This is a genomic window from Pseudomonas sp. PDM05 (assembly GCF_014851685.1).
Classification (GTDB): Bacteria; Pseudomonadota; Gammaproteobacteria; order Pseudomonadales; family Pseudomonadaceae; genus Aquipseudomonas.
Window position 1 is genome coordinate 463,091 of sequence record NZ_JACVAC010000002.1, and the last position, 24,505, is coordinate 487,595.

The window sequence follows — 24,505 nt, forward strand, 5'->3', positions numbered from 1 at the left end:
GCCGCGTTCAAGCCTATGGTTGCGATGCCTTGGCGCGATTGAGTTGACGCAGGTGGCCCAGCACCGAGGCCAGCGCCCGGTCGAACAGCAACCCGTCGTCAAGCCTGCGCAAGGTGCCACGCTTGAATCCAAGCGCCAATTGCCCCACACGCTGCTCCAGCACCTTGAGCCCGGTGCGGTTGATGAACACGTAGCGATTGGCCGGCGCGACGATCGTCGTCAGCTTGCAACGCTGCACGGTGTCCGCGCCGTCCTGGAACTCGATCCAGTCACCGATGCGCGTCTGGTAGGCGTTGATCAGGTCGGGATCGTCACTCGGCAAATCCTCGGCGGCGTCGGGCAACGCGGCACTAAATACAAAGGGCTCGCGCACAACGCTCAAGGTTTCGACGCCGTCCAGTGGCTGCACGTGCAACGCTTGGAGGCGGATGAAGAATTCACGGGTGCTGAACGGGTCGAACGCCGCGCTGGTCAGGCCGTCGCGCAGAGCCTTGAGCAATCCCGGCAGCCGCGCCAGCAGATGCCGCCCGGCCTCGGTGTCGTCCTGCAGGCCCACGCTCCAGATCAAATCGTCCATGGTGCGCAACGCTGCCAGCCACTGCACCGACTGCTCGCCATGCTTGAGGCTGGCCAGCAACAGCACCTGGCTCCAGGCCTGTTGCAGGAATTGCACCACGGCTTGCGGCAAGGTCTTGCCCAGCAGCCGACGATTAAGCACATCGGCCACCCGCTGGCGGGCGGCGTCGGTGCGTACGCGCGTGTCTTCGGCATCGCGGGTGTGTTGCTCGACCAGTTCGCTGCGACGTTGCTCATCGGCGGTAAACGCCGTGAACTCTACGAGCAGTTGGGAAAAAATCGCCGGGTCTTCCACAAAATCATTCAGCAGACGCTGCACTACCTGCTCGATACGCAGGTAGAGGTAGTCCCGCGAATAATCTTCGCGAGGGCTCCAGCCCAGGGCAACAGCGGCGATTTCATTGAGCAGCCGCCGCGCCGGATGGCTGGCGCGGCTGAAAAAGCTTTTATCCAGCACCGCGACTTTCAGCAGCGGGATCTGCAATCGCGCGATCAACGCCTTGAAGGGGTCCGGCAGATTGCAGTCCTTGCGAATGAACTCGAACAACATGGCGATCAGGTTGATCACGTCTTCGTCCGCAACTTCCACCACCCGGGACTTGCCACTCTTGACGCTGACCCGGGTCAGCAGTTGCCCAAGCTGGTTGCGCAGGTCGACATCATCTTCGGTTTCTGACGCAGGCACGTATTGCTGCAAATGGGACAGCAGCCGCAACAGGTCGCGGGTGGCGATCGGTTGTGGTTCGGCGCTGGCTTCCAGGGTGGGCGCCACGCCGCCACGCACGGCCTTGAGCAATGCCTGTAGGGCGGCAAACGCTTGCTGGCCGTTCTCATCGAGCGGCGGATCAGCGTTCGGTGCGCTGTCTTCACGCAAGCCCTCACGGGCCGTTCGCCCGCCGGGACGCCGCGACGGTGCGGCCTTGAGCTCAGGCAATACGCCGGTGGCAACCAGCAATCGGTTGGCTTCGCCGTACAGTTGGTCGGCGTCGCTGAGCACGTATTTTTCAAACAGCTTGAGCATGATCAGCTTGACGCGGATCTCCACCCCAAGGCTGCGCCCCGCACGCAGGAAGAACTCACATAACAGCGCAGGCCCCAGCGGGTTTTCGCGCTCATCCAGGCACTTGTCCAGCAAGGCGCTCAAGCGCGCCGTCAGTTGGCCCAGGGCCAGGCCGTCGCGGTGTCGCACCCGCCCCAGCATGGCCTCCAGTGCCACGGCTTTTTCCAACTCATCGCTGGACGTGCCCGGCACTGCGTCGTAGGACACCACCGGCACCAACTGCCGCTCCCCCTGCCCGGCCAGGCCCAGGTTGGCGAAGGCAGCGAACAGCTGCTCCATGAACACACGCTCGAAATTCTTGCGCTTGAGGCGCAGGTCGCGCATGGCTTCAAAGAAAATGTGGTGATCGAGGTTGTTGCGCGCCTTGTCGGCCATCTCGAACAGGGTGTCGTCGGCGTTATCGAACAACTCCTGCAAGCCCTGCTGCAACTGCTGCGCCGCCTTGTCGCGAACCTGCAGCAACACCACCGGCAAGCGCGCGAGCGGCGATGGCGTGGTGTGTGCTTTGCTAATGGGCACCACCTTTCCGTCATAGTGCATCCTGGCCTCCTGATACGGCGGTGTCTGTTGGGGAATGATGGGGCGGGCGCTGCGCGATTCCAGTCATCACCAAGACGTCAAAGCTATGACGCCAATTGCAAGGCGCGAGATTATCTTGCAAAGAGGGGCAGTTGCGCCAGCGAACTCTGTCATTTGGCAGCAATTGAGCGGTGGGTTCTGGGTTCGGGCGCACACTGCCCCTATAATCGGGACACTTTGTTTGTGGAGCCTGTTATGCCGAATCTCCGTCTTGCCGACCTCACCGCCGAAATCGAAGCCAACGTGCGCCGCGCGCTGCTCGAAGACATCGGCAGCGGCGACATCACCGCGCAGTTGATCCCGGCCGAGCGGCTGGCCAAGGCCACCATCATTACCCGTGATGCGGCGGTGATTGCCGGCACAGCCTGGGTAGATGCCGTGTTCCGCCAGCTGGACCCACGGGTTGCGGTGCACTGGCAGGTGGCCGACGGTGAGCGTGTCAGCCCCAACCAGACGCTGTTCCACCTCGAAGGCCCCGCACGCTCGCTGCTCAGCGGCGAACGCAGCGCACTGAATTTCTTGCAACTGCTGTCAGGCGTGGCGACGCGTGCCCGGTTCCTGGCGGATTTTGTCGCGAGCACCCAGGTCAAGCTGCTGGACACCCGCAAGACCCTGCCTGGCCTGCGCCTGGCGCAGAAATACGCAGTCACCTGTGGCGGCTGCCACAACCACCGCATCGGTTTGTATGACGCGTTCCTGATCAAGGAAAACCATATCGCCGCCTGTGGTGGCATCGCCCAGGCCATTACTGCCGCGCACAAGATCGCCCCGGGCAAACCGGTGGAAATCGAAGTGGAAAGCCTGGAAGAGTTGCGTGAAGCGCTGGCGGCAGGCGCCGACATCATCATGCTCGACGAACTGAGCCTGGACGATATGCGTGAAGCCGTTCGTCTGAATGCCGGCAAGGCCAAGCTGGAGGCCAGTGGCGGGATCAATGAAAGTACGTTGCTGCCTATCGCGCAAACCGGTGTGGACTACATCTCCATCGGCGCGATGACCAAGGACGTGAAGGCGGTGGATCTATCGATGCGCCTCAGTATCTGAGGCCAGGCACCAGCCTGCTGTTGTGGCGAGGAGGCTTGCCGCCTCGCCACAACACGCTCGGCTCAGACCACCAGATTATTCATCTCGCAGTATTCTTCCCATTCGACGCCCAACACTTCGGCCGCCTCCTTGTGCAATGCCAAGCGTGCCTCTTCGAACTCTTCCGGTGTCGAGGTGTACTTGAGGGTCAATTCCCAAGGCTGCAGGCCCTGGCTCTCGGCCTCATCCTCGAATGCCCACTGGATCTGATCACGCCGGTCATCAGCGCTCAAATCCTTGATCTCTTCTTTAAGCTGCGGCGACTCCTCGATGTATTTGTCGAGGGCTTTGGCGTGCCGAACTTCCTGGGTCATTTCAGTTGTGGTCATGTCGTTCTCTTAGATCGAGGAATGGGGATGCATCTGGGTCATCAAGGTCTCGCAGATACAAAAGAGCGGGCGTGAATACCGGCTCGTCTGGCCTTCAGAACCATTCTTGGGATCATCTGAAAACAGTGCTGCCTTTTTGCCCGAGACAGGAATCGAACCTGCGACCTTCGCGTTACGAGTGCGCTGCTCTACCAACTGAGCTACACGGGCGGTGGGCTAAAGCTAGCACCGCATCGGGTGTCCGGCAACTCACGGACGTGGCAGCGCGATTACCCCCTGGGCCCAGAAGCGTGGCTGCAGGTGGTTATGGGTCGCATCAATGTAGCGCTGCTGCGCCTGCGTGATGTGCGGTACATCACGTGCAGCAACAAATATCAGCAGACCAACGGCCACGACACTCAGCACCGTCCATACACCCGCGACCATCGGCAGCGCGGCACCGCCCGGCACTCGCGGATGCAGCGCCAGCAGCCAACCCACCACCAGTGCCAGCCACAGTTGCGAGATGGGCATCACGATTACCCCATCGACCATCGACTGCACCAGCGCAGCGACCAAGGCCGCGAACAGGCACAGACGCAACAAATCCACACGCTGGGTCGACAACCCACGTTCACGCAGTACGCCAAGCGTGGCCCAACCGCCACGCCAGGCCAGCGCAATGACAACCAGGGTTGATGGCACACCCCATTCGCTGGCCCATTGCAGAATCGCCTGATGGGGATGGGCCGCAATCACGTTGGGAATATCGGCAAACTGCATCGGCCCGAACCCCAGCCAAGGCCGCTCGACGATCATATGCCAGGCCTGCCACCAGATCGGCCCACGCCCAGACAGCGACGTGGTGAGACGATCGCCGGCACCGCTGGACAACTCGATCCCCAAGTAGCCCGCCAGCCCCGTGAACAGCAGCCAGTACAGCAGCAACCCGCCGCCCGCCGCCGCCAGTTGCCAGGCCACCCAGCGCCGCCCTCCTGGCCCCAGCGCCGCCAGCAGCACCCCTGCCGTGCCCAGGCCCAGCCAAGTACCGCGCGTACCGCCGCTGATTGCGATCAACCACCATACGCACAGCAACGCCAACACCGCAGCGCGCACTGGGCGAGAGAGCGTGGGCAACAGCAAGGGAAGCGCCAGCAACGGCAGCGTGAAGGTCTGAAATTGACCGTAGAAACGTTTGTTGGAGAAGCCTGACAGCAGCAGATCCGGGTCCAGCAGGCGCTGGCCACTGGTAAACGCCAGCATGCCGGCATACAGGTACTGGGCCGACTTGACCAGGCACAGCAGCACCACGATCAGGATCAGCACACGATCCAGGCGCTCCCCCCCCTCGCGGCGCACCGCGGCAAACGCCACGGCAATCAGGCCGCAACTGATAAACAGTGCCACCTCGGTGAACGCCCAGAGCGGTTGGTGCGCCAGCCCCGAGGAAATCATCCCCAGCGCGATCACCAGCGCCAGGCCTATGGCGGCGGGCCGATCCAGCCACGGCCCGTGGTTGACCGACAACCCATACAGCAGCGCGAGCAGCGCCAGGGCAATCTGGAGCGTGCGCTGAAGATCATGACCGCCGAACGGCACACAGATCCCCAGCACCAGCAGGCACACCGCCAGCACCAGGAAAACGTTACCGCGCTGCCGTATGGAAAAGGCCATCGTCCACCTCTACGTCCGTGTGGATGGTTGGGTCGTTAGGCGCCGTCGGCGCCACAGCCCTTGGCAACGTATTTTGCTTCAGCGCTGGTAACACACTTCCAGCCCTTGGTCGCATCACGGGTCAACGTGATGGTCTTGCCCAGCACCGGCGCCGGGGCGTCGAGGATTTCGCAACTGATGGAACCAGTGCCCGTGGCCACATCCCCCGCCACATCGATCTTGCAGTGGGCGGTCGGGCTAGTCCCACCGATCAGGGGGACGGTCGGCACGGTGCCTTGATTGAAGATGTCCTCGTAACCGGCTTTCAACGCGGTGATTTCCGCCAGCCCCGCCGTGAACTTGGCCTTGGCCTGGTGCGTGGTGTACATCGGCAGGCCGATGGTGGCCAAAATGCCAATGATTGCCACGACGATCAACAACTCGATCAGGGTAAAGCCTTTCTGACGCATCACATTCACTCTCCAGAATAGAACCTATGACAAGGCGCATCCTGCGCCCCGTAGTGTGCAGCCGCGCCAGTGTACTCACCCGCGAGCGGCCAATCGTATCCAAGACGCACATTCTGACATTTTATCGTGCACCACCCGCGTGCCCGAATCCGTCACCTGACTACGCTATAAATTCTCCACCACCGGCATGCGGAACAGTGACATGGACAACGCGTCAACGATCTACGCCTGGGAAGGCATCAACCGCAAAGGGCGCAGGGTGTCCGGGCAAACCGTCGGCCACAACCCTGCGCTGATCAAGGCGCAACTGCGCCAACAAGGCATCTGCCCCGAGCGTGTGCGCCAGCGCTCCCGTGTTTTTCCAGACCTCGCCCCACCGATCAAATCCGCCGACATCGCCCTCTTCACCCGACAGTTGGCGACGCTGCTGAAAGCCGGAATTGCGCTGCTGCAAGCCCTCGACATCCTCGCAGAGGGCTGCGAAAACCGGCGCATGCAGGCGCTGGTCAAAAGCTTGAAACAGGAGATCGCCGGCGGCAGCAACCTGGCCACGGCACTGCGTAAACAGCCGCGCCATTTCGATGCGTTGTACTGCAACCTGATTGCCGCGGGCGAGCAGGCAGGCGCCCTGGAAACCCTGTTGGAACGCGTGGCGCTGCACCTGGAAAAAACCCAGCAGCTCAAGGCGCGGATCAAAAAAGCCATGACCTACCCTGTGGCTGTGCTGGTGGTCGCCGGCGTAGTCAGCACGTTGCTGCTGGTGCACGTCGTGCCACAGTTCCAGACCCTGTTCGCCGGCAGCGGCGGCAAATTGCCCGGTTTTACCCAAGTGGTCATTGCCCTGTCGGAATTCCTGCGCAACGCCTGGTGGCTGCTCGCACTCGGCCTGGGCACGGCAGTGGCCGGGCTGCGCCGGGCCTATCGTGTATCCCCAGGGTTTCGCCACCGGCTGCAAGCCGGTTTGTTGAAAGCGCCCCTGGCAGGCACACTGTTGAAAAAGTCCGCCGTCGCCCGCTACGCTCGCACACTCTCGACTACGTTCAGTGCAGGCGTCCCCCTGGTGCAGGCATTGGACTCGGTCGCCTGCGCCGTCGGCAATGGGCCATTCAGACAAGCCATCGAGCGCCTGCGCGACGATGTATCCACAGGTATTCAGTTGAATCAATCCATGACCACCAGCGGCCTGTTTCCAGCCATGGCGATCCAGATGACCGTTATCGGCGAAGAGTCCGGCACGTTGGACCGCATGCTGGAAAAGGTGGCAAACCACTATGAGGCTGACGTGGACACACTGGTCGACCACCTCACCAGCCTGATGGAACCGCTGATCATGGTCATACTGGGAGGGATTGTCGGTGCGCTGGTGATCGCAATGTACCTGCCAGTCTTCCAGTTGGGGTCGGCATTTTGAGCTTGCTGCTGAGCGAACACCCTTGGGCCTTTATCGGCATGGCGCTGGTGCTGGGCCTGATCGTCGGCAGCTTTCTCAACGTGCTGGTGTGGCGCCTGCCGAAAATGCTCGAACGCGAATGGCGCGCCCAGGCCCAGGAAGTCCTCGGCCTGCCGACCGAGCCACCCGGCCCGACCTACAACCTGATGCACCCCAACTCCTGCTGCCCGCATTGCAGTCAGCCGATTCGCCCCTGGGAAAATATCCCGCTGTTGAGCTTCCTGCTCCTCAGGGGGCGCTGCGCTCATTGCCGTGAGCCGATCAGTGCACGCTACCCCTGCACCGAACTGACCTGCGCGCTGCTTTCGGCCGTGGTTGTCTGGCACTTCGGTTTTGGCTGGCCAGCGGCAGCGGTGATGCTGCTGACCTGGGGCCTGCTGGCCATGAGCCTGATCGATGCGGACCACCAACTACTGCCGGATGTGCTGGTACTGCCGCTGATGTGGTTGGGGCTGGTCCTCAACAGTTTCGAGTTGCTGGTGACACTGCCCGATGCGCTGTGGGGTGCAGTGATCGGCTATATGAGCCTATGGACAGTGTTCTGGCTGTTCAAACTCGCCACCGGCAAGGACGGTATGGGTCATGGAGACTTCAAGTTACTGGCGCTGCTGGGTGCCTGGGGCGGCTGGCAGATCCTGCCGATGACCCTGCTGATGTCTTCATTGCTGGGGGTGTTTGTCGGGCTGATCCTGATGCGCCTGCGCAAGACCGAAGCGTCGACTCCGATGCCGTTCGGTCCTTATCTGGCAATTGCCGGCTGGATTGCATTGCTCTGGGGTGGTCAAATAACCGACTTCTATTTGCAGTCTGTCGGTTTCAGATGACCACTTCTGTTGCAACACCCTGGATTCTTGGCCTCACTGGCGGCATCGGCAGCGGCAAAAGCGCGGCGGCGCAACACTTTATCGACCTGGGTGTCGACCTGGTGGACGCCGACCACGCCGCCCGCTGGGTCGTCGAGCCTGGCCGGCCGGCACTGGCACGCATCGCCGAGCATTTTGGCGCAAGCGTGCTGCAGCCTGACGGCCAACTGGACCGCGCGGCGTTACGCAAGCTGATCTTTGAAATCCCCGAAGAGCGCCGCTGGCTGGAAGGCTTGCTGCACCCGTTGATTGGCGAAGAGATTCGCAGCCACCTGGCGCACGCGCAGTCGCCTTACGCGATCCTGGTGTCACCGCTGCTGATCGAGTCCGGCCAGCACAGCATGACCCAGCGCATCCTGGTGATCGACGTGCCGCAATCGCTGCAGATTCAGCGTACCCTGCAGCGCGATGGCATCAGCGAGCAGCAGGTGCAGGCGATCCTCAAGGCCCAATCGAGCCGCGAAGAGCGCCTGAGCCATGCCGATGACGTGCTGGTCAACGACAAGGACCTCGCCTGGCTGCACAGCGAGGTCGAGCGACTGCACCACTTTTACCTTACTTTGCGTGGAGGCCGATCATGAGCCAACCCTTGACCGTCGACTGCCCAACCTGCGGCGCACCCGTGGAATGGACAGCGACCAACCTCAACCGGCCGTTCTGCTCGGACCGTTGCAAACTCATCGACCTGGGCGCCTGGGCAGCTGAGGAACACAAGATTCCCGTGGCGCCGGATGCCGAGGACGAGCTGTTTTCCGAAGACCTGACGCCGCGCCACTAAGGCCGCATAAAGGCGTATTCCTGCTGGTCGTCGAGGTTTTCTGCAAGGTATTGCAGCTCGTCGGCCAGGTCTTCAAAACTGCGCACGCCCTTGCTCTGCTGCACCACCGCGCTGAGCATGGCGCGCAGGGTCAAGCCGGGGTCAAAACCGATTTCCTGCGCTGCGTCCTGGCTTCTGCGCAACTCCTGCCGTGCCCACTCATACACACTCATGATTCGTGCTCCTGGAAAATTTCGCAGAGCATGGGCCTGCGCGTGCCGATAGGATTTGATCTGGGTCAACGCCGCGAATCGTCGTCATTCCAGGGCGCCGAGAGGTAGCGGGTACGGTTGAAGGTCTCCAGCCATTCAGGGCAAAACACTACCAGGGCGCTGATGACCATGCCGTTGATAAAGGCTTCGGGAAAGATGATCAGCCATAGGTAACCGACAAAGTCTTCCAGCCATTCCGGCATGGCAAAACGTCCGTCGAACCACAGCAAGCCCAGCCCGAGCAGCAGACAGAGCAAGGCTGACAGGGCGGCGGCGAAAAAACCGGAGCAGAAGATATACACAAAGGGGTTGCGAGGCTGTGCGCGCTCCACCAGCAGCGCGCAGCCTTCAGTGACCAGCACCGGCAACACGATCAGCAGCAGGCCGTTGACGCCAAGCGCGGCCAGATCCTGGCGCCCCAGCAGCATCAAGCCGAGCTGGGCGGCAAAGCCACCGACAATGGCCAGGGGCCAATCCAGCAGCAGGGTCACGGCGGTCATGCCGATGAAATGGTAAGACACGCCGGTATCGAAATCCCTGCGTACCAACCAGAGCATGAACAGTGCGAACACCGTGCCGAACAGCAAATGCTGGCGCCGTCGGTCGGCGAACAGCTCGACCCACGGCGAACGCAAAATCGCCCACACCACCACAGGCACAAATAGCAGCCAGCCAAGGCCAAGGGTTTGTGGTGCGAGCACTGCAGCACTGATCACGGCGGCCCCCATGCTTGAATAACGGTCGAGTAGGCAGTCTACACCGAGCTTATGCAACGGGACTTCCTGCGGTCATCATTTGAACGCTAAGCTGCAAGCATGGATGACTCAGATTACTTGCGCCTGCTCACGGTAGCGGCCGAACAAGCCAACGCGTTTTTGTCCAATGCCCGCAAATGGGAGCGTGAGCGTTGGGTCTGCCAGCGCCTGCTGCAAGGCTTGAATGTGCCCTACCGCGTTGAAGAGTTCCACGCCGCCGGGCAAGAGCCGCCGGACGTGCTGTTTCGCGACGCCAGCTTCGAAGTATTTTTTGTACTGGATGAAGGCCGGCGCCTGAACGACGAATGGCGCGACGAGTTGCTGCGCCGACGCAGCGCGTTCTCCCTCAGCCAACTGGTGCGCCGTGAAGCCAAGCCGCGGCGGATCCCGGCCCATGAATTCCTGTTGCGCCTGGCGCCGACGCTGCGCAAAAAGGCGCACAACTATAAAGAACGCGGCATGGACCTGGGCGAGCTGGATCTCATCGCCTTCACCAGCCTCAAGCGCGAAGTGCTCGACCTCAACAGCCACTTCCCACCACCGACGGAATACCTGCGCCAGGGCTGGCGCTCGCTGTCGCTGGTGGGGCCAACGTTTGCACGGGTGCTGTTCGCTCACCCCGACGCGCCGGATTTCTTGCGCAACAACCTGGGCCGCAGCATAGTGTTCGACGTGGGCATCAGCCTCTGAGCCCCCGGACTGTAACGTGGCGCCCTTTTGCAACGTCTACCTGACGAGGCCTTTATGACCAGCCGCCTGAACCCCGATGACCAACAGCATGTCGAAGAGTACCTGCAACTTTCCCAGAACCGAGTCGAGCGCAAGCCTTTCCGGCCGTGGCTGCTCCTCGGCGTGGTGCTGGTTGCAGTGATCGGCCTCGGTCTGTTGAGCCGCCTTTTGAGTTACCTGACGCTATGAGCTGCCTGGCGCTCGCGGGGGTAACTGCTCCGATTTCTTTTAGCCTTGCGAGATACCCCCATGACCCATCGTATTATTATCGTCGGCGGCGGCGCCGGCGGCCTGGAGTTGGCTACCCGCCTGGGTAAGACTCTGGGCAAGCGCGGCACCGCCAGCATCACGCTGGTGGACACCAACCTGACCCACATCTGGAAGCCCCTGCTGCACGAAGTGGCCGCCGGCTCGCTGAACTCTTCGGAGGACGAACTCAATTATGTCGCCCAAGCCAAATGGAACCACTTCGAGTTCCAGCTGGGCCGCATGAGCGGGCTTGATCGTGAACAGAAGAAAATCCAGCTGGCCGCCACCCTCGATGAAGAAGGCCGCGAACTGGTGCCCGCGCGCGTACTGGACTATGACAGCCTGGTAATCGCCGTCGGCAGCACCACCAACGACTTCGGCACCGAAGGCGCAGCGCAGCACTGCCTGTTCCTCGACACACGCAAGCAGGCCGAGCGTTTCCACCAGCAATTGCTCAACCACTATCTGCGCGCGCATGCCGGGCAGACTGATGCTGTCGAGCAGATCAGCGTGGCTATCGTCGGTGCCGGCGCCACAGGCGTCGAGCTGGCGGCCGAACTGCATAACGCAGCCCATGAACTGGCGGCCTATGGCCTGGACCGGATCAAGCCGGAAAATATGCACATCACCCTGATCGAAGCCGGCCCACGGGTGTTGCCTGCCCTGCCGGAACGCATCGGTGGACCTGTGCATAAAACCCTGGAGAAGCTCGGCGTGACCGTGCTGACAAACTCGGCGGTCAGCGAAGTAACCGCCGACGCGCTGATTACCAGCAGCGGCCAGGTGATTCCTGCCAGCCTGAAAGTCTGGGCCGCCGGGATTCGCGCACCGGGTTTCCTCAAGGACATCGATGGCCTGGAAACCAACCGCATCAACCAGCTGCAAGTGCTGCCGACGCTGCAAACCACCCGTGACGAGAACATCTTCGCCTTTGGCGATTGCGCCGCCTGCCCGCAGCCGGGCACCGACCGCAACGTACCGCCACGGGCCCAGGCGGCTCACCAGCAGGCTTCATTGCTGGCCAAGTCGCTGAAATTGCGCATCGAAGGCAAGGCCCTGCCGAGCTACAAGTACACCGACTACGGCTCGCTGATTTCGCTGTCGCGTTTTTCCGCTGTGGGTAACTTGATGGGCAACCTCACTGGCAGCGTGATGCTGGAGGGCTGGTTGGCGCGGATGTTCTATGTGTCGCTGTACCGCATGCACCAGATGGCGCTGTATGGCTTCTTTCGCACGGCGATGTTGATGCTGGGTAGCAGGATTGGCCGCGGGACTGAGCCACGCCTCAAATTGCATTAACAACCGGGTCTGGAATGTGACCTGATAAATGTGGGAGCGGGCTTGCTCGCGAATGCGGTGGTTCAGTTCCAGATGTACTGACTGACACACCGCTTTCGCGAGCAAGCCCACTCCCACATTTGCTTTGCGGTGAATTCAGGTTTTTGCAGGCAAAAAAAATCCCCGTATCTTTCGATACGAGGATTTTTAATATGGTCGGGGTAGGGGGATTCGAACTCCCGACATCCTGCTCCCAAAGCAGGCGCGCTACCGGACTGCGCTATACCCCGGTAATAAAAAGGCGACCTTTCAGTCGCCTTCTTCGATCAGCGCTTTTGGCCTCTGATCTTAAGATTCGATTCCAGCGTTAACTGGTTTCAAAAATGGTGGGTCGTGTGGGATTCGAACCTACGACCAATTGGTTAAAAGCCAACTGCTCTACCAACTGAGCTAACGACCCAAAAATGGTCGGGGTAGGGGGATTCGAACTCCCGACATCCTGCTCCCAAAGCAGGCGCGCTACCGGACTGCGCTATACCCCGATTTGAAATTGGCTCCGTGACCAGGACTCGAACCTGGGACCCAATGATTAACAGTCATTTGCTCTACCGACTGAGCTATCACGGAACAACATATTTCAACGTACAACTTCTACTGCGGTGTAACCTTCTCTTCGACGCTTCCGTATCGCTACGTTGTCGTGTCTGAGGCGCGCTATTCTACAATCTTAAAAACCCCTGTCAACCCTTTAAATTGCTTTTAAGACAATGATTTGCGCTTGTTTCTGATTTCTTCTTGGGGAGAAGAAACCCGTGGGCTGACGTTGCTGCGGGGCGCACTTTACAAGCCTTTTCCTTACAGTTCAACGCCCTATCGAAAAAAAAAGGCCCCGCGATGCGGGGCCTTCTTTTATTACGCCAGTGTAGAGGCTTAGTGGAAGACGATTTCGTCGTTTTCCACGGTCGCTTCGACGCTGGTGCCAGGCATGAAGCTGCCCGACAGGATCAGCTGCGCCAGCGGGTTCTCGATCCAGCGCTGGATCGCACGTTTCAGAGGCCGTGCGCCATACACCGGGTCGTAACCAACCGCGATCAACTTGTCCAACGCCTCGCTGCTCAGCACCAGGTCCAGCTCGCGCTCGGCGAGGCGGCTGCGCAGACGACCCAGCTGGATCTCCGTGATACCAGCGATCTGATCCCGCGCCAGAGGCTCGAAGATCACCACTTCATCGACCCGGTTGATAAATTCCGGGCGGAAGTGACTGGTCAGCGCATCCATCACCGCAGCACGCTGGCCTTCACGATCTCCGACCAACTCCTGGATCTGCGCAGAGCCCAGGTTGGAGGTCATCACGATCACCGTGTTGCGGAAGTCCACGGTACGTCCGTGGCTGTCCGTCAGCCGGCCATCTTCCAACACCTGCAGCAACACGTTGAACACGTCCGGGTGGGCCTTCTCGACCTCGTCCAGCAGGATCACCGAGTAAGGCTTACGCCGCACGGCTTCGGTCAGGTAGCCACCTTCCTCGTAGCCCACATAGCCTGGTGGCGCACCGATCAAGCGAGCCACCGAGTGTTTCTCCATGAATTCGGACATATCGATCCGCACCATGGCCTCTTCAGTATCAAAGAGGAACTCGGCCAAGGCCTTGCACAACTCGGTCTTACCCACGCCGGTTGGGCCGAGGAACATGAACGAGCCGCTCGGACGGTTCGGGTCGGACAACCCGGCCCGCGAACGCCGTACCGCGTTGGACACAGCCACCACGGCTTCTTCCTGGCCAATCACACGCTGGTGCAACAGGCTTTCCATCTTCAGCAGCTTGTCGCGCTCGCCTTCGAGCATTTTCGACACTGGAATGCCGGTCCACTTCGAGACGACTTCGGCAATTTCTTCCTCGGTCACCTTGCTGCGCAGCAACTGGTTCTCGCTGTGGCCATGCTGGTCGACCATTTGCAGGCTGCGTTCCAGGTCCGGGATCACCCCGTACTGCAACTCGGCCATGCGGTTCAGGTCGCCTTTACGGCGCGCTGCTTCCAGCTCCTGGCGGGACTGCTCGATTTTCTGCTGGATCTGCGCAGAGCCCTGCACTTCGGCTTTTTCCGAAGTCCAGATTTCTTCCAGGTCCGAATACTCGCGTTCCAGACGGACGATTTCTTCCTGGAGTTTTTCCAGGCGTTTCTTCGCCGCGTCGTCCTCTTCTTTCTTCAGGGCCTGGGATTCAACTTTAAGTTGAATCAGACGCCGATCCAGACGGTCGAGCACTTCCGGCTTGGAGTCAATCTCCATGCGAATGCGGCTGGCCGCTTCGTCGATCAAGTCGATGGCCTTGTCGGGCAACTGCCGGTCGGTGATATAGCGATGGCTCAATTTCGCCGCCGCAATGATCGCGCCGTCAGTGATGGCCACTTTGTGGTGGACCTCATAACGCTCTTTCAGGCCACGCAGGATCGCGATGGTGTCTTCTTCGCTCGGCTCTTCCACCAGCACTTTCTGGAAGCGACGTTCAAGGGCCGCGTCCTTTTCAATGTACTGGCGATACTCGTTGAGCGTAGTGGCACCGACACAATGCAACTCACCCCGCGCCAACGCTGGCTTGAGCATGTTGCCCGCATCCATCGAGCCCTCGCCTTTACCAGCGCCGACCATGGTGTGCAGTTCGTCGATAAACAGAATGATCTGCCCTTCCTGCTTCGACAGTTCATTCAGCAGGGATTTGAGGCGCTCTTCGAACTCACCACGGAACTTGGCGCCAGCGATCAACGCCCCCATGTCCAGGGACAGCAGGCGCTTGCCTTTAAGGCCGTCCGGCACTTCACCATTGATGATGCGCTGGGCCAGACCTTCGGCAATCGCGGTTTTACCCACGCCAGGCTCACCGATCAGCACCGGGTTGTTCTTGGTGCGACGTTGCAGGACCTGGATGGTGCGACGGATTTCATCGTCACGCCCGATCACCGGGTCAAGCTTGCCGTCTTCGGCGCGCTTGGTCAGGTCGACGGTGTATTTGTCCAGGGCCTGGCGCGACTCCTCATGATTGGGGTCGTTCACCGCGTCGCCGCCACGCAGGTTGTTGATGGCGTTTTCCAGGGCTTTCTTGCTCACGCCCTGGCCCAGCAACAACTTGCCGAGTTTGCTGTTTTCGTCCATGGCGGCGAGCAGCACCAGTTCGCTGGAGATGAACTGGTCGCCCTTTTGCTGGGCCAGGCGGTCCGCTTGGTTAAGCAGGCGCGCCAAGTCCTGGGACATATTCACGTCGCCGGTCGGATTTTGGATTTTCGGCAATTGGTCGAGCTCTTTGCTCAACTCCTTGCGCAGGCTGTTGACGTCGAAGCCCACCTGCATCAGCAAGGGCTTGATAGAACCACCTTGCTGCTCCAGGAGCGCCTGCATCAAGTGCGCAGGCTCAATGGCCGGATGGTCGAGGCCCACCGCCAGGGATTGAGAGTCAGATAATGCCAACTGTAATTTGCTGGTTAAACGATCAATACGCATTAGTCACCTTCCTTTTGAGCAGGCCGGAGCTATAAAACATCCTGAATGAAGAAACCTGCCAGATACCCTTATAGATGGGGTGGATTCTGGGAGTTTCAAGCGTCGGACAGTTGACCTGGGTCAGAAGAGTCTAGCGTGCAAGCCAGATAAGGGAGGCAAACCGACCAGTGCGAGGACTGCGGCGGTAAGAAAAGAAGCGCGGATCGGTCACGGTGCAGAAACCGCCACCATAAACAGCAGTTACACCGCGTGCGGCAAGGCGCAGGCGCGCGAGCTTATAGATGTCGGCCATGAACTTGCCGGGGTTGCGACTGGGCACGAAAGCTTCGGCGGTGACCGGCAATTGCTGCATGAAGGCTTCCCGCACTTCCGGGCCGACTTCAAACGCTTGCGGACCAATGGCCGGGCCGAGCCAGACCAGAACCTCGCCGGGTTCGGCATCCAGGCTTTCAAAAGCGGCTTCCAGCACGCCAGCCGCGAGGCCACGCCAACCGGCATGGGCTGCGGCGACGCGAGTACCGGCACGGTTGCAGAACAACGCGGGCAGGCAATCGGCAGTCATGGACGTGCAGGCGATACCTGGGGTGCTGGTCCAACTGCCATCGGCTTCAGCGGTGCGGCCTGGGTCGGCTTCGACCACGGTCACACCATGAACCTGACGCAGCCAGGCCGGCCGGACATCGAACGCATCGCTCAGACGGCGGCGATTCTCGAGGACGGCCTCCAGGCTGTCCTCGACGTGATCGCCCAGGTTGAGGCTGTCGAACGGCGCCAGACTGACGCCGCCCGCACGGGTGGTGACGCAGGCCTTTACCCGAGCCGGCGCGGGCCAGTCAGGAATCAGCCAGTCACTCATCCGATAAACGCCTCGCGATCCTGCTTGAGCAACGACAACAACCAGACCAGATCGTCTGGTAGAGGCGATTCCCAGCTCATCCGCTTACCGCTCGTCGGATGATCCAGTTCCAGGAAGCGTGCATGCAGCGCCTGGCGCGGGAACGACTTCAGCGACTCAACCATGGTCTGACTCGCCGCTGGCGGAATGCGGAAGCGACCGCCGTAGGCCGGATCCCCGACCAACGGGAAGTTGATGTGGGCCATGTGCACACGAATCTGGTGGGTACGACCGGTTTCCAGCTTGACCCGCACGTGGGTGTGGGAACGGAAACGCTCCAGCACACGGTAGTGGCTGACGGCTTGCTTGCCGCCTTCCATCACCGCCATACGCTGGCGCTGCTGGCCGTGACGACCGATCGGCGCGTTGATCTTGCCACCGGCCACCACGACGCCGATCACGATGCACTCGTAGATCCGGCTGACGCTGCGGCTCTGCAGTTGTGTGACCAGCTGCGTCTGCGCCTGAATGGTCTTGGCCACCACCATCAAGCCGGTGGTGTCTTTGTCCAAACGGTGCACGATGCCGCAGCGCGGGACATTGATGATGTCCGGCACGTGGTGCAACAGGGCATTGAGCAAAGTGCCATCAGCGTGCCCGGCTGCCGGGTGAACCACCAGGCCTGCGGGTTTGTTGATGACCAGGATGTCGTCGTCTTCATAGACGATGTCCAGCTCGATGTCCTGGGCGACCCATTCTCCCTGGGCTTCCTGCTCGGCAGTCAGCTCAAGAATCGCACCGCCATGGACTATGTCTCGCGGGCGGATAACCGCTCCATCCACAGTCAGGCGGCCGTCTTTGATCCAGGCGGAAAGGCGCGAGCGCGAGTGCTCAGCGAATAATTGTGCGGCGACTTGATCGAGGCGTTGGCCGCCCAATTCGGACGGCACCTCTGCGCGAAGTTCAATTTTATCGGACATGCTCAGACTAGGCGTGGCACAGCCTTTGGTTTCGGCTGCGCGCTTGTGGTTAAATACGGCGTCTTTTGCCCCGAGGCTTTCAACGGGGCGCTCATCATAACAGGACGGCCCCGCCCAAGACAGCGGCCGTCATAGGGACGCAAGCCGCCATGCAAGTGAAACACCTGCTGCTGATCGCCATCCTCGCCATGACTGCTGCTTGCTCGTCAACAAAGGAAGTCGTCGACGAAAACCTGAGCGAAGTCGAGTTGTACCAACTGGCTCAGAAAGACTTGGACAATAATAGCTACACCAGCGCCACAGCGAAGCTGAAGGCACTGGAGTCGCGCTATCCGTTCGGGCGCTACGCCGACCAGGCCCAGCTTGAGTTGATCTACGCCAACTACAAGAACGCCGAGCCGGAAGCCGCCAAGTCCGCCGCCGAGCGTTTTATCCGCCTGCACCCACAGCACCCGAACGTTGACTACGCCTACTACCTCAAGGGCTTGACCTCGTTTGACCAGGACGTCGGCCTGCTGGCGCGCTTCCTGCCGCTGGACATGACCAAGCGTGACCCAGGCGCTGCCCGCGACTCCTACAACGAGTTCGCCCAGCTGACCAGCCGCTACCCGAACAGCCGCTACGCGCCGGACGCCAAGCAGCGCATGATCTACCTGCGCAACCTGCTGGCGTCCTACGAGATCCACGTGGCCCACTACTACCTGACCCGTCAGGCCTATGTCGCTGCCGCCAACCGTGGTCGCTATGTCGTGGAGAACTTCCAGGAAACCCCGTCCGTCGGTGACGGCCTGGCCGTGATGACCGAGGCTTACCAGCGCCTGCACCTGGACGCTCTGGCCACCACCAGCCTGGAAACCCTGAAGCTCAACTACCCGGATCACCCAAGCCTGAAGGACGGCCAGTTCGTACCCCAGGTCGCCGAAGCGGACAACCGCTCGTGGCTGAGCAAGTACACCCTGGGCCTGATCGAGTCCCGTCCACCGCTGCCGCCGGGCGAAACCCGCGCCAACCAGGACGTGATGAAGCAGTTCCAGGATGCCAAGGAAGCGATTCCTTCGGAGCTCAAGCCCCACGACGAGAACGGCGACGTGATCGAAGAAGAAGCCCCGCAAGCCCTGGGCAACAATCAGGACCGCTCGTGGTTCAGCTACATGACCTTCGGTGTGTTCGACTGATCTGTTGACGCAACGCAAAAAGGGAGCCCTTGGGGGCTCCCTTTTTTGTGGGCAAGCATTATTGCGCTGTGCGCCTGCCATGTCCTTGGCTAAACTGGCGCATTCCTTGTCGAGAAGCTGCCCATCATGGTTCGTCTACTGTTCTGGATTGCCGTCATTGCCGCCGCAGTATGGTTCTGGCGTAAATTCAAAAGCCCGGCTGCCAAACAGCAGCGCTCCGCCGAGCCCGACGCGGCATTGATGGTGCGCTGCGCCCACTGCGGCGTGCACCTGCCGCAGGATCGCGCATTGAACTCACGCCAGGAGTGGTACTGCACCCAGGCGCATCTGGAGCAAGGGCCGAAGTCTATCCAGCGTTGATCCGACCGTCGGGAGCGTACGGCGCCGGGTCGATGATCGGCGCACGTCCCAGCAGCAGATCCACAAACAACTGGCAGGACGCCGGAGCGAGCACCAGGCCGTTGCGATAATGCCCGCAGTTGAGCCACAAACCGTTGAAACCCGGCACCTGGCCAATATATGGAATGCCTTCCGGCGACCCCGGACGCAAGCCGGCCCAATGCCCCACCACCTCGGCGTCGGCCAACGCGGGGATCAACTCCACCGCTGAAGCCTTGAGGCTTTCCAGTGCCGCTTCGGTTGGCGTCTTGTCGAAACCTTCATGCTCTAATGTGCTGCCAATCAAGATATGTCCATCACGCCGAGGGATCGCATAACGCCCCTTGGCCAGGACCATGCACGACAAAAAGTCCGACGCGCATTTGTACAGAATCATCTGCCCCTTGACCGGCTCTACCGGCAGCGACAGCCCCAGGGTGCCGAGCAACTCACCGCTCCACGCCCCCGCCGCCAGCACCACCTGATCACCCAGGACCGGGCCACTCGGTGTGTTCACGCCGATCACACGCTCACCCTCCCGAATAAACCCGCTCACTTCGCACTGCTCATGGAGCGTCACGCCCGGCAGCGCCAACAGCGCCGCCTTGAGCGACTTGACCAGCCGCGGATTGCGCACGTTGGCCACGTTGGCCATGAACACCGCCTGGGAATATCCGCTGCCCAGCACCGGCACCGCGTCATGGGCGGCGCAGACATCCACCTTGCTCAAAGGACGACCTTCGCGTGCAGCCCAGGCAAGCGCTTCGGCCTCATCATCCAGGTCGAGCCAGTACAAGCCGGTGGTATGCACCTCCGGGTCAACACCAGTCGTAGCAAACAGGCGCTGCGCCAACTGTGGATAAAAATCCTGCGACCAATGGGCCAGCGCGGTGACCGCCGGGCTGTAGCGCCACGGGTACAACGGCGAAACAATACCGCCGCCGGCCCAGGACGACTCCTGCCCCACGCCCGCACGCTCCAGCAGCACCACCGCCTGCCCCTGAGAGGCCAGGTTGAACGCCGTCAACAAGCCGATTACGCCACCACCGACAACCACCACCTGCTGTTGCTTAGCCATCATTTGATCCAGCCGATAAATAGGGACAAGCGCACCCGGCGCCCAATCTTCCAGCACTCTCATCACTGCCCCCAGCACAGCTTGCGCGACATGTCCGGCGCTGCGCCAGGGTTGGCCCGGGCGCCGGTGCTGGTCAGGCTGAAGTCGCCGCAAGGGTCGCCGGCCATCACCGAGTCGACGGCTGGCGTAGCCACCAGGCGGAAATCCTGAGGGTTCAATGCAGCGGTGATTCTATAGCGATCATTGCCCGCACTGATGCCGCTGGCGTCAATAAAAGTACCGTTGCTCGTATAAAAACGTTCCAGATGCTGGGCCTGCTCGTTCAGCAGGGCGACGATTTCTGCGCGATAAACCTTTTTTATATGGCCGGTGTAGCTGGGGTAAACGATCCCGGCCAGCAACCCGATGATCGCCACGGCGATCAGTAATTCGATCAGCGTAAAACCCTGGCTATCCCTGCCCATCACACCACTCCTTATTGAACCTGCCGCCACGCTACCCGCCGAAACCGTGGGCCGCCCTCCTCCATAAGCCGCGCATACACGCTCTCCAGCACCGTGCGTGATTGGCCGCTGAGCCCGACAGCCGTCACCCGATACACATTGGCCACAGCCTGCGGGGGCAAATGCGCCAGCCCCACCGCTTCCCCAAGGGACTGAATGCCGTAGAAACCGCCCTTGAGCGCGATCCAGTCAACGCCAGAAACCGGGTTCGCCCCAGCGCCAATCAATAGAAGCGCTTCACCCGGGGGCGCACAGGTGGCAACCGACTGGCACACCGGCAAGGCGGCAAACGCCCGTTGCACGTTGGACTCCCCCAACCTCAGGCCACTCTCGGCACTTTGCAGCGACTGATTGCGATGCCAGAGGCTGGCTGCCATCTTTTGCTGGGACACCGCGCCTTGCATCGAAGACAGGCCGATCAGCGACAACAGCAGCAGAAACACCAGGCTGATCAGCAGGACCATCCCCGCCTGCCGTACACCAATACGTTGAGTCATTTCCATGCTCGCGCCCTACCCCAGACGGTTTCGTAGCGCGGCGACGACGCTGTAGGTTTGATCCTTTACCCGCCCGGAAGGGTCTTGCAGCGTCATCCGGATGCGCACACTGCGGATCAACGACTCGTCCCCGGGGCTGGTGTCGTAACGCACCACACCAGGCGACTCCGGCTTGGCGGCCAAACCAAAACTGATCTCGAAATTGCGCACGTTATCCACCAGCACGGCCTTGGCCGGTGCGGTGGGCGTACTGACCTTCAACTGGCCCGCCTCGAATGTGTAGGTGAGTTGGCGTATCGCAAAACGAATCTGCCCGGGAGCAGGCGCCGGTCCGTGCGCAGCGTAAGCCTGGGCGCTTGCGGTGCAGTCTGAAAGCACCGTCCAGTCCGGCGTGCCACCAGCGACATCAGCCGTCACCAACATCAGCGCCGTTGACCCGCTACCGGCGCTCCAGCCCACTGGCCGATCAAAGGCCGGCGGGGCGTTGTCGATAAACGCCGTGGCCAGGCAGCCGAACATGCCGGCCTGGCGAATATCCTGAACCATCTTGCCCAGGACAAACCGCGCATCGTCCTGCAGCAGCATGGCTGCCTGCTGGCTGGCGTGTGTCATGCGAGCGCTGACCGCGACTTGGCTGGCCCCGAGCACCAGCACCAGACCAACGGCCAGTGCCAGCAGCAGTTCCACCAGACTAAAACCTCGCACATGACGCTTCATTGCGCGCCCGCCATACGGCTGGTCAGCGTGAATGTTTCACGGGCGCCCGGGGTATGGGTGCCCCGACTGTCGTCCCAAGTGATGCTGACGGTGACTTGATCATCGCTGACCACCACCGAGCCTTTGGCGCTCTCTCCGGCAAAGCCGCGGATATTGGCTTCGAAATCATGCAGGTCCAGGTCACGCACGCTGGAGGAAGGGCTGCTGAGCGGGGCGCGCTCGGCGCGTCCCCAGGTGTAGTCAGCGGTGGAATTGGCGCGGATCCGGTCAAGCATGTCGTACGCGATAAAACTCGCCTGGCTGGCCATCCTCGAGCTGTCGGTGTACTTGAGCGCATTGAGCTGGATAAGCGCCGCCCCCAGCAGACCGATCGTGAGGATCGACAGCGCAACCAGCACTTCGATCAGTGTCGTGCCGGTTTGGCATCGACGTGAAGCATGGGAAAAAACATTGTTGGGGCAGGCGGGCATCACCATCGTCATCCGTGTCGAGGGCCAAAAAAAGCAGGCAAATTCTGCTGTGCGAACCAAGACTAGCGGCGGTTTTTACCGCGTGCCGCTGCCGGAACAAAGGGAAATACTTTGGACAAAAAGGCCATCATCCAGCGCCACGGACTGGGCGCTATACCTATCACTGCACCCAAATCCATGGAGGGATGACCGATGAAACAGCGAGGTTTCACCTTGATTGAATTGCTGCTCGCGCTGATCGTGAGCGGCATCCTGGCGCACCTGGCGGTCCCCAGCTTCAAGCATCTTCTGCAATCGCAACAACGACACAGCGCAGCACAGTCGCTAGTGGGAGGGCTGCGCTTTGCCCGCACCGAGGCCATTGCACACAACCGGGCGGTGGTGATTCACGCGCTGGGCGATGATTGGAGCCGGGGCTGGCGGGTGATATTGGATCTGAGCGGGCGCGGCCACCTGGACGAGGACAACCCGGTGCTGCTGGAGCACCAGGACAGCGGACAGGTGCCGATGGTCGGCAATGGGCCAGTGAAGAACCAAGTCCGCTTCAGCGGGCTGGGCGAACCGGTCTTTTCAGGCGGAGGGTTTCGGGCAGGGACGGTACACGTATGTACCACGGACCAGGCGGAGAGCCTTTACCAAGTGGTGCTGGCGCCCAGCGGGCGCATCAGCCTGCGCAGCGACAGGGCCGAGCAGGCGCTGTGCCGGAGCTACTCCGGCAGCCTGGCGCTCAGAGCAGCGAGCGAACCCGCAGCTCCTTGGGCATGGAGAAAGTGATGTTTTCTTCACGACCAGCCAACTCATCGGCGCCAGTGGCACCCCATGCGTGCAGTTGCTGGATCACACCACGCACCAATACTTCCGGAGCCGAGGCACCGGCGGTGATGCCGATACGCTCGACACCATCGAACCAGCTGCGCTGCATGTCTTCTGCGCCGTCGATCAGGTACGCCGGCGTGGCCATGCGTTCGGCCAACTCCCGCAGGCGGTTGGAGTTGGAGCTGTTGGGGCTGCCGACCACCAGGACCACATCGCACTCGTCGGCCAGTTGCTTGACCGCGTCCTGGCGGTTTTGCGTGGCGTAGCAGATGTCATCTTTACGCGGGCCACCGATGGCCGGGAAGCGGCTGCGCAGGGCGTCGATCACCCGGCTGGTGTCGTCCATGGACAAGGTCGTCTGGGTCACGAATGCCAGGCGCTCGGGGTTGCGCACCTGCAGGTTGGCGACGTCTTTTTCGTCCTCCACCAGGTAGATGGTGCCGCCATTGCTGGCATCGTACTGGCCCATGGTGCCTTCGACTTCCGGGTGCCCGGCGTGGCCGATCAGGATGCACTCACGGCCGTCACGGCTATAGCGCGCCACTTCGATATGCACCTTGGTCACCAGCGGGCAGGTGGCATCGAAGACTTTCAGGCCACGGCCTGCCGCTTCGGTACGCACTGCCTGGGAAACACCGTGGGCGCTGAAGATGACGATCACGTCGTCCGGCACCTGATCCAGCTCTTCGACAAAGATGGCGCCGCGTGCGCGCAGGTCTTCGACCACGAACTTGTTGTGGACAACTTCATGGCGCACGTAAATCGGCGGCCCGAAGACTTCCAGGGCGCGGTTGACGATTTCGATCGCACGGTCCACGCCGGCGCAGAAGCCACGGGGGTTGGCGAGTTTGATTTGCATGCTGTGCCTCGTGTCTTGCAGCCACTTGGGTTCAAGCTAGACGCCAACCCACCTGACAGTAGAGATCAAAGGTGGGAGCGGGCTTGCTCGCGAATGCGGTGGGTCAGTAAATACATCTGTTGACTGACACTCAGCATTCGCGAGCAAGCCCGCTCCCACATTTTTAACCGTGTCGTTGATCAGAGCGCTTTAACGTCGATGATTTCAACGTCAAAGGTCAAGGTTTTACCGGCCAACGGGTGGTTGAAGTCGATGGTTACTTGCGTGTCATCGAAGGTTTTCACCACGCCAGGCAATTCGGTGTTCGCCGCGTCATTGAAGATCACCAGCAAGCCTTCCGAAAGGTCCATGCCTTCGAACTGCGAACGCGGGATGATCTGTACGTTTTGCGGGTTGGGCTGGCCAAAGGCGTTTTCCGGCAGGATCTGCAGGTTGCGCTTGTCGCCAGCCTTGAAGCCGAACAGGGCCGCTTCGAAACCCGGCAGCAGGTTGCCGTCGCCGACCTTGAAGGTGGCCGGGGCTTTGTCGAACGTGCTGTCGACCGTGTCGCCATTCTCCAGGCGCAGTGCGAAATGCAAGGTGACTTCCGTGTTCTGGCCGATGCGTTGCTCAGCCAATAC

The 24,505-nt window shown here is 61.1% G+C and carries 27 protein-coding genes and 5 tRNA genes; 11 read left to right on the top strand and 21 right to left on the bottom strand.

Annotated elements, in window-relative coordinates; translation table 11 throughout:
- Positions 1–13 precede the first annotated feature (13 nt).
- A complete protein-coding gene (locus tag IB241_RS06960) occupies positions 14–2,176 on the bottom strand; it encodes a DUF1631 domain-containing protein (RefSeq protein ID WP_192297737.1) in 2,163 nt (720 codons plus the stop codon).
- A gap of 234 nt (positions 2,177–2,410) precedes the next feature.
- Here IB241_RS06960 and nadC point away from each other — a divergent pair, with 234 nt between their 5' ends.
- On the top strand, positions 2,411–3,259 hold the full coding sequence (nadC, locus tag IB241_RS06965) for a carboxylating nicotinate-nucleotide diphosphorylase (protein ID WP_192297738.1): 849 nt from the start codon (positions 2,411–2,413) through the stop codon (positions 3,257–3,259).
- A 62-nt stretch (positions 3,260–3,321) separates the two neighbouring features.
- Here the strand turns inward: nadC and IB241_RS06970 are convergent, their stop codons facing one another.
- The 4 genes from IB241_RS06970 to IB241_RS06985 form a co-directional block, all read right to left on the bottom strand.
- Positions 3,322–3,627 carry a DUF6388 family protein gene (locus IB241_RS06970; protein WP_192297739.1) on the bottom strand — a complete coding sequence of 102 codons (306 nt, stop codon included), beginning with the start codon at positions 3,625–3,627 and terminating at the stop codon, positions 3,322–3,324.
- Positions 3,628–3,764: 137 nt separating this feature from the next.
- Positions 3,765–3,837: transfer RNA gene (locus IB241_RS06975), tRNA-Thr, on the bottom strand.
- A 39-nt stretch (positions 3,838–3,876) separates the two neighbouring features.
- Positions 3,877–5,280: an O-antigen ligase family protein gene (locus IB241_RS06980; protein ID WP_192297740.1), complete on the bottom strand. Its 1,404-nt coding sequence runs from the start codon at positions 5,278–5,280 to the stop codon at positions 3,877–3,879.
- A 35-nt stretch (positions 5,281–5,315) separates the two neighbouring features.
- Positions 5,316–5,729 (bottom strand): pilin, encoded by a 414-nt coding sequence (locus tag IB241_RS06985; RefSeq protein ID WP_192297839.1) that lies wholly within the window; start codon positions 5,727–5,729, stop codon positions 5,316–5,318.
- Positions 5,730–5,931: 202 nt separating this feature from the next.
- Between IB241_RS06985 and IB241_RS06990 the strand changes: the two genes are divergently transcribed.
- From IB241_RS06990 to yacG, 4 genes are read left to right on the top strand one after another with little or no spacing between them, the layout of a single operon-like run.
- Entirely contained in the window at positions 5,932–7,140 is a 1,209-nt protein-coding gene (locus IB241_RS06990) for a type II secretion system F family protein (RefSeq protein WP_192297741.1), read from the top strand.
- Complete coding sequence (locus IB241_RS06995) at positions 7,137–8,003, top strand: prepilin peptidase (RefSeq protein WP_192297742.1); 867 nt, start codon at positions 7,137–7,139, stop codon at positions 8,001–8,003. The genes IB241_RS06990 and IB241_RS06995 overlap by 4 nt, the downstream gene beginning before the upstream one ends.
- The gene (gene coaE / locus IB241_RS07000; RefSeq protein ID WP_192297743.1) at positions 8,000–8,623 is read left to right on the top strand and encodes a dephospho-CoA kinase; all 624 of its coding nucleotides are present in this window, start codon (positions 8,000–8,002) and stop codon (positions 8,621–8,623) included. The genes IB241_RS06995 and coaE overlap by 4 nt, the downstream gene beginning before the upstream one ends.
- The gene (gene yacG / locus IB241_RS07005) at positions 8,620–8,820 is read left to right on the top strand and encodes a DNA gyrase inhibitor YacG (RefSeq protein WP_017737928.1); all 201 of its coding nucleotides are present in this window, start codon (positions 8,620–8,622) and stop codon (positions 8,818–8,820) included. Before coaE ends, yacG begins: the two co-directional genes overlap by 4 nt.
- On the opposite strand, the gene IB241_RS07010 is transcribed toward yacG, so the two are convergent.
- Complete coding sequence (locus tag IB241_RS07010; RefSeq protein WP_003171680.1) at positions 8,817–9,032, bottom strand: hypothetical protein; 216 nt, start codon at positions 9,030–9,032, stop codon at positions 8,817–8,819. The genes yacG and IB241_RS07010 overlap by 4 nt on opposite strands.
- A gap of 65 nt (positions 9,033–9,097) precedes the next feature.
- The gene (locus IB241_RS07015; protein ID WP_192297840.1) at positions 9,098–9,787 is read right to left on the bottom strand and encodes an energy-coupling factor ABC transporter permease; all 690 of its coding nucleotides are present in this window, start codon (positions 9,785–9,787) and stop codon (positions 9,098–9,100) included.
- 99 nt (positions 9,788–9,886) lie between these two features.
- Between IB241_RS07015 and IB241_RS07020 the strand changes: the two genes are divergently transcribed.
- Genes IB241_RS07020 through IB241_RS07030 form a run of 3 tightly spaced genes read left to right on the top strand, consistent with a single transcriptional unit; the run spans position 9,887 to position 12,103 of the window.
- The gene (locus IB241_RS07020) at positions 9,887–10,516 is read left to right on the top strand and encodes a DUF1780 domain-containing protein (RefSeq protein WP_003188431.1); all 630 of its coding nucleotides are present in this window, start codon (positions 9,887–9,889) and stop codon (positions 10,514–10,516) included.
- A gap of 54 nt (positions 10,517–10,570) precedes the next feature.
- Positions 10,571–10,744, top strand: a complete 174-nt coding sequence (locus IB241_RS07025; protein ID WP_064450648.1) for a DUF3094 family protein — start codon at positions 10,571–10,573, stop codon at positions 10,742–10,744.
- A gap of 60 nt (positions 10,745–10,804) precedes the next feature.
- Positions 10,805–12,103, top strand: coding sequence for an NAD(P)/FAD-dependent oxidoreductase (locus IB241_RS07030; protein WP_192297744.1), 1,299 nt, complete (start codon positions 10,805–10,807; stop codon positions 12,101–12,103).
- Positions 12,104–12,295: 192 nt separating this feature from the next.
- Here IB241_RS07030 and IB241_RS07035 read toward each other — a convergent pair.
- The 7 genes from IB241_RS07035 to rluD all read right to left on the bottom strand — a co-directional run bounded on the left by IB241_RS07035 (position 12,296) and on the right by rluD (position 17,392).
- Positions 12,296–12,372, bottom strand: a tRNA-Pro gene (locus tag IB241_RS07035).
- 94 nt (positions 12,373–12,466) lie between these two features.
- A tRNA-Lys gene (locus IB241_RS07040) sits at positions 12,467–12,542 on the bottom strand.
- Between the two features lie 5 nt (positions 12,543–12,547).
- A tRNA-Pro gene (locus IB241_RS07045) sits at positions 12,548–12,624 on the bottom strand.
- 9 nt (positions 12,625–12,633) lie between these two features.
- Positions 12,634–12,709, bottom strand: a tRNA-Asn gene (locus IB241_RS07050).
- A 303-nt stretch (positions 12,710–13,012) separates the two neighbouring features.
- Positions 13,013–15,577 (bottom strand): ATP-dependent chaperone ClpB, encoded by a 2,565-nt coding sequence (clpB, locus tag IB241_RS07055; protein ID WP_192297745.1) that lies wholly within the window; start codon positions 15,575–15,577, stop codon positions 13,013–13,015.
- A gap of 130 nt (positions 15,578–15,707) precedes the next feature.
- The gene (pgeF, locus tag IB241_RS07060; RefSeq protein ID WP_192297746.1) at positions 15,708–16,433 is read right to left on the bottom strand and encodes a peptidoglycan editing factor PgeF; all 726 of its coding nucleotides are present in this window, start codon (positions 16,431–16,433) and stop codon (positions 15,708–15,710) included.
- Positions 16,430–17,392, bottom strand: a complete 963-nt coding sequence (gene rluD, locus IB241_RS07065) for a 23S rRNA pseudouridine(1911/1915/1917) synthase RluD (protein WP_005784662.1) — start codon at positions 17,390–17,392, stop codon at positions 16,430–16,432. The genes pgeF and rluD overlap by 4 nt, the downstream gene beginning before the upstream one ends.
- A 149-nt stretch (positions 17,393–17,541) precedes the next feature.
- Between rluD and IB241_RS07070 the strand changes: the two genes are divergently transcribed.
- Both IB241_RS07070 and IB241_RS07075 read left to right on the top strand, forming a co-directional pair.
- Positions 17,542–18,567, top strand: a complete 1,026-nt coding sequence (locus tag IB241_RS07070; RefSeq protein WP_192297747.1) for an outer membrane protein assembly factor BamD — start codon at positions 17,542–17,544, stop codon at positions 18,565–18,567.
- A gap of 126 nt (positions 18,568–18,693) precedes the next feature.
- The gene (locus tag IB241_RS07075; protein ID WP_192297748.1) at positions 18,694–18,927 is read left to right on the top strand and encodes a PP0621 family protein; all 234 of its coding nucleotides are present in this window, start codon (positions 18,694–18,696) and stop codon (positions 18,925–18,927) included.
- On the opposite strand, the gene thiO is transcribed toward IB241_RS07075, so the two are convergent.
- The 5 genes from thiO to pilV all read right to left on the bottom strand — a co-directional run bounded on the left by thiO (position 18,914) and on the right by pilV (position 22,210).
- Positions 18,914–20,023 (bottom strand): glycine oxidase ThiO, encoded by a 1,110-nt coding sequence (gene thiO / locus IB241_RS07080; protein WP_192297749.1) that lies wholly within the window; start codon positions 20,021–20,023, stop codon positions 18,914–18,916. The two genes, IB241_RS07075 and thiO, sit on opposite strands and share 14 nt — an antisense overlap.
- 62 nt (positions 20,024–20,085) lie before the next feature.
- Positions 20,086–20,487: a type IV pilin protein gene (locus IB241_RS07085; protein ID WP_192297750.1), complete on the bottom strand. Its 402-nt coding sequence runs from the start codon at positions 20,485–20,487 to the stop codon at positions 20,086–20,088.
- 11 nt (positions 20,488–20,498) lie between these two features.
- On the bottom strand, positions 20,499–21,029 hold the full coding sequence (locus IB241_RS07090) for a PilX N-terminal domain-containing pilus assembly protein (RefSeq protein WP_192297751.1): 531 nt from the start codon (positions 21,027–21,029) through the stop codon (positions 20,499–20,501).
- Positions 21,030–21,038: 9 nt separating this feature from the next.
- Positions 21,039–21,740, bottom strand: a complete 702-nt coding sequence (locus IB241_RS07095) for a prepilin-type N-terminal cleavage/methylation domain-containing protein (RefSeq protein WP_192297752.1) — start codon at positions 21,738–21,740, stop codon at positions 21,039–21,041.
- Positions 21,737–22,210, bottom strand: coding sequence for a type IV pilus modification protein PilV (pilV, locus tag IB241_RS07100; protein ID WP_192297841.1), 474 nt, complete (start codon positions 22,208–22,210; stop codon positions 21,737–21,739). The genes IB241_RS07095 and pilV overlap by 4 nt, the downstream gene beginning before the upstream one ends.
- Before the next feature lie 192 nt (positions 22,211–22,402).
- On the opposite strand from pilV, the gene IB241_RS07105 reads away from it, so the two are divergent.
- Complete coding sequence (locus IB241_RS07105) at positions 22,403–22,984, top strand: GspH/FimT family pseudopilin (RefSeq protein ID WP_192297753.1); 582 nt, start codon at positions 22,403–22,405, stop codon at positions 22,982–22,984.
- On the opposite strand, the gene ispH is transcribed toward IB241_RS07105, so the two are convergent.
- On the bottom strand, positions 22,938–23,885 hold the full coding sequence (gene ispH, locus IB241_RS07110) for a 4-hydroxy-3-methylbut-2-enyl diphosphate reductase (RefSeq protein ID WP_192297754.1): 948 nt from the start codon (positions 23,883–23,885) through the stop codon (positions 22,938–22,940). The genes IB241_RS07105 and ispH overlap by 47 nt on opposite strands.
- A gap of 179 nt (positions 23,886–24,064) precedes the next feature.
- Positions 24,065–24,502: an FKBP-type peptidyl-prolyl cis-trans isomerase gene (locus tag IB241_RS07115; RefSeq protein WP_177325344.1), complete on the bottom strand. Its 438-nt coding sequence runs from the start codon at positions 24,500–24,502 to the stop codon at positions 24,065–24,067.
- Between the last annotated feature and the right edge of the window lie 3 nt (positions 24,503–24,505).

Excerpts from the sequence above, each read along its gene's own strand:
- IB241_RS06960 (WP_192297737.1), bottom strand. The coding sequence starts at position 2,176 with ATGCACTATGACGGAAAGGTGGTGCCCATTAGCAAAGCACACACCACG.
- nadC (WP_192297738.1), top strand. The coding sequence starts at position 2,411 with ATGCCGAATCTCCGTCTTGCCGACCTCACCGCCGAAATCGAAGCCAAC.
- IB241_RS06970 (WP_192297739.1), bottom strand. The coding sequence starts at position 3,627 with ATGACCACAACTGAAATGACCCAGGAAGTTCGGCACGCCAAAGCCCTC.
- IB241_RS06980 (WP_192297740.1), bottom strand. The coding sequence starts at position 5,280 with ATGGCCTTTTCCATACGGCAGCGCGGTAACGTTTTCCTGGTGCTGGCG.
- IB241_RS06985 (WP_192297839.1), bottom strand. The coding sequence starts at position 5,729 with ATGCGTCAGAAAGGCTTTACCCTGATCGAGTTGTTGATCGTCGTGGCA.
- IB241_RS06990 (WP_192297741.1), top strand. The coding sequence starts at position 5,932 with ATGGACAACGCGTCAACGATCTACGCCTGGGAAGGCATCAACCGCAAA.
- coaE (WP_192297743.1), top strand. The coding sequence starts at position 8,000 with ATGACCACTTCTGTTGCAACACCCTGGATTCTTGGCCTCACTGGCGGC.
- yacG (WP_017737928.1), top strand. The coding sequence starts at position 8,620 with ATGAGCCAACCCTTGACCGTCGACTGCCCAACCTGCGGCGCACCCGTG.
- IB241_RS07010 (WP_003171680.1), bottom strand. The coding sequence starts at position 9,032 with ATGAGTGTGTATGAGTGGGCACGGCAGGAGTTGCGCAGAAGCCAGGAC.
- IB241_RS07020 (WP_003188431.1), top strand. The coding sequence starts at position 9,887 with ATGGATGACTCAGATTACTTGCGCCTGCTCACGGTAGCGGCCGAACAA.
- IB241_RS07025 (WP_064450648.1), top strand. The coding sequence starts at position 10,571 with ATGACCAGCCGCCTGAACCCCGATGACCAACAGCATGTCGAAGAGTAC.
- IB241_RS07030 (WP_192297744.1), top strand. The coding sequence starts at position 10,805 with ATGACCCATCGTATTATTATCGTCGGCGGCGGCGCCGGCGGCCTGGAG.
- clpB (WP_192297745.1), bottom strand. The coding sequence starts at position 15,577 with ATGCGTATTGATCGTTTAACCAGCAAATTACAGTTGGCATTATCTGAC.
- pgeF (WP_192297746.1), bottom strand. The coding sequence starts at position 16,433 with ATGAGTGACTGGCTGATTCCTGACTGGCCCGCGCCGGCTCGGGTAAAG.
- rluD (WP_005784662.1), bottom strand. The coding sequence starts at position 17,392 with ATGTCCGATAAAATTGAACTTCGCGCAGAGGTGCCGTCCGAATTGGGC.
- IB241_RS07070 (WP_192297747.1), top strand. The coding sequence starts at position 17,542 with ATGCAAGTGAAACACCTGCTGCTGATCGCCATCCTCGCCATGACTGCT.
- IB241_RS07075 (WP_192297748.1), top strand. The coding sequence starts at position 18,694 with ATGGTTCGTCTACTGTTCTGGATTGCCGTCATTGCCGCCGCAGTATGG.
- thiO (WP_192297749.1), bottom strand. The coding sequence starts at position 20,023 with ATGGCTAAGCAACAGCAGGTGGTGGTTGTCGGTGGTGGCGTAATCGGC.
- IB241_RS07085 (WP_192297750.1), bottom strand. The coding sequence starts at position 20,487 with ATGGGCAGGGATAGCCAGGGTTTTACGCTGATCGAATTACTGATCGCC.
- IB241_RS07090 (WP_192297751.1), bottom strand. The coding sequence starts at position 21,029 with ATGGAAATGACTCAACGTATTGGTGTACGGCAGGCGGGGATGGTCCTG.
- IB241_RS07095 (WP_192297752.1), bottom strand. The coding sequence starts at position 21,740 with ATGAAGCGTCATGTGCGAGGTTTTAGTCTGGTGGAACTGCTGCTGGCA.
- pilV (WP_192297841.1), bottom strand. The coding sequence starts at position 22,210 with ATGCCCGCCTGCCCCAACAATGTTTTTTCCCATGCTTCACGTCGATGC.
- IB241_RS07105 (WP_192297753.1), top strand. The coding sequence starts at position 22,403 with ATGAAACAGCGAGGTTTCACCTTGATTGAATTGCTGCTCGCGCTGATC.
- ispH (WP_192297754.1), bottom strand. The coding sequence starts at position 23,885 with ATGCAAATCAAACTCGCCAACCCCCGTGGCTTCTGCGCCGGCGTGGAC.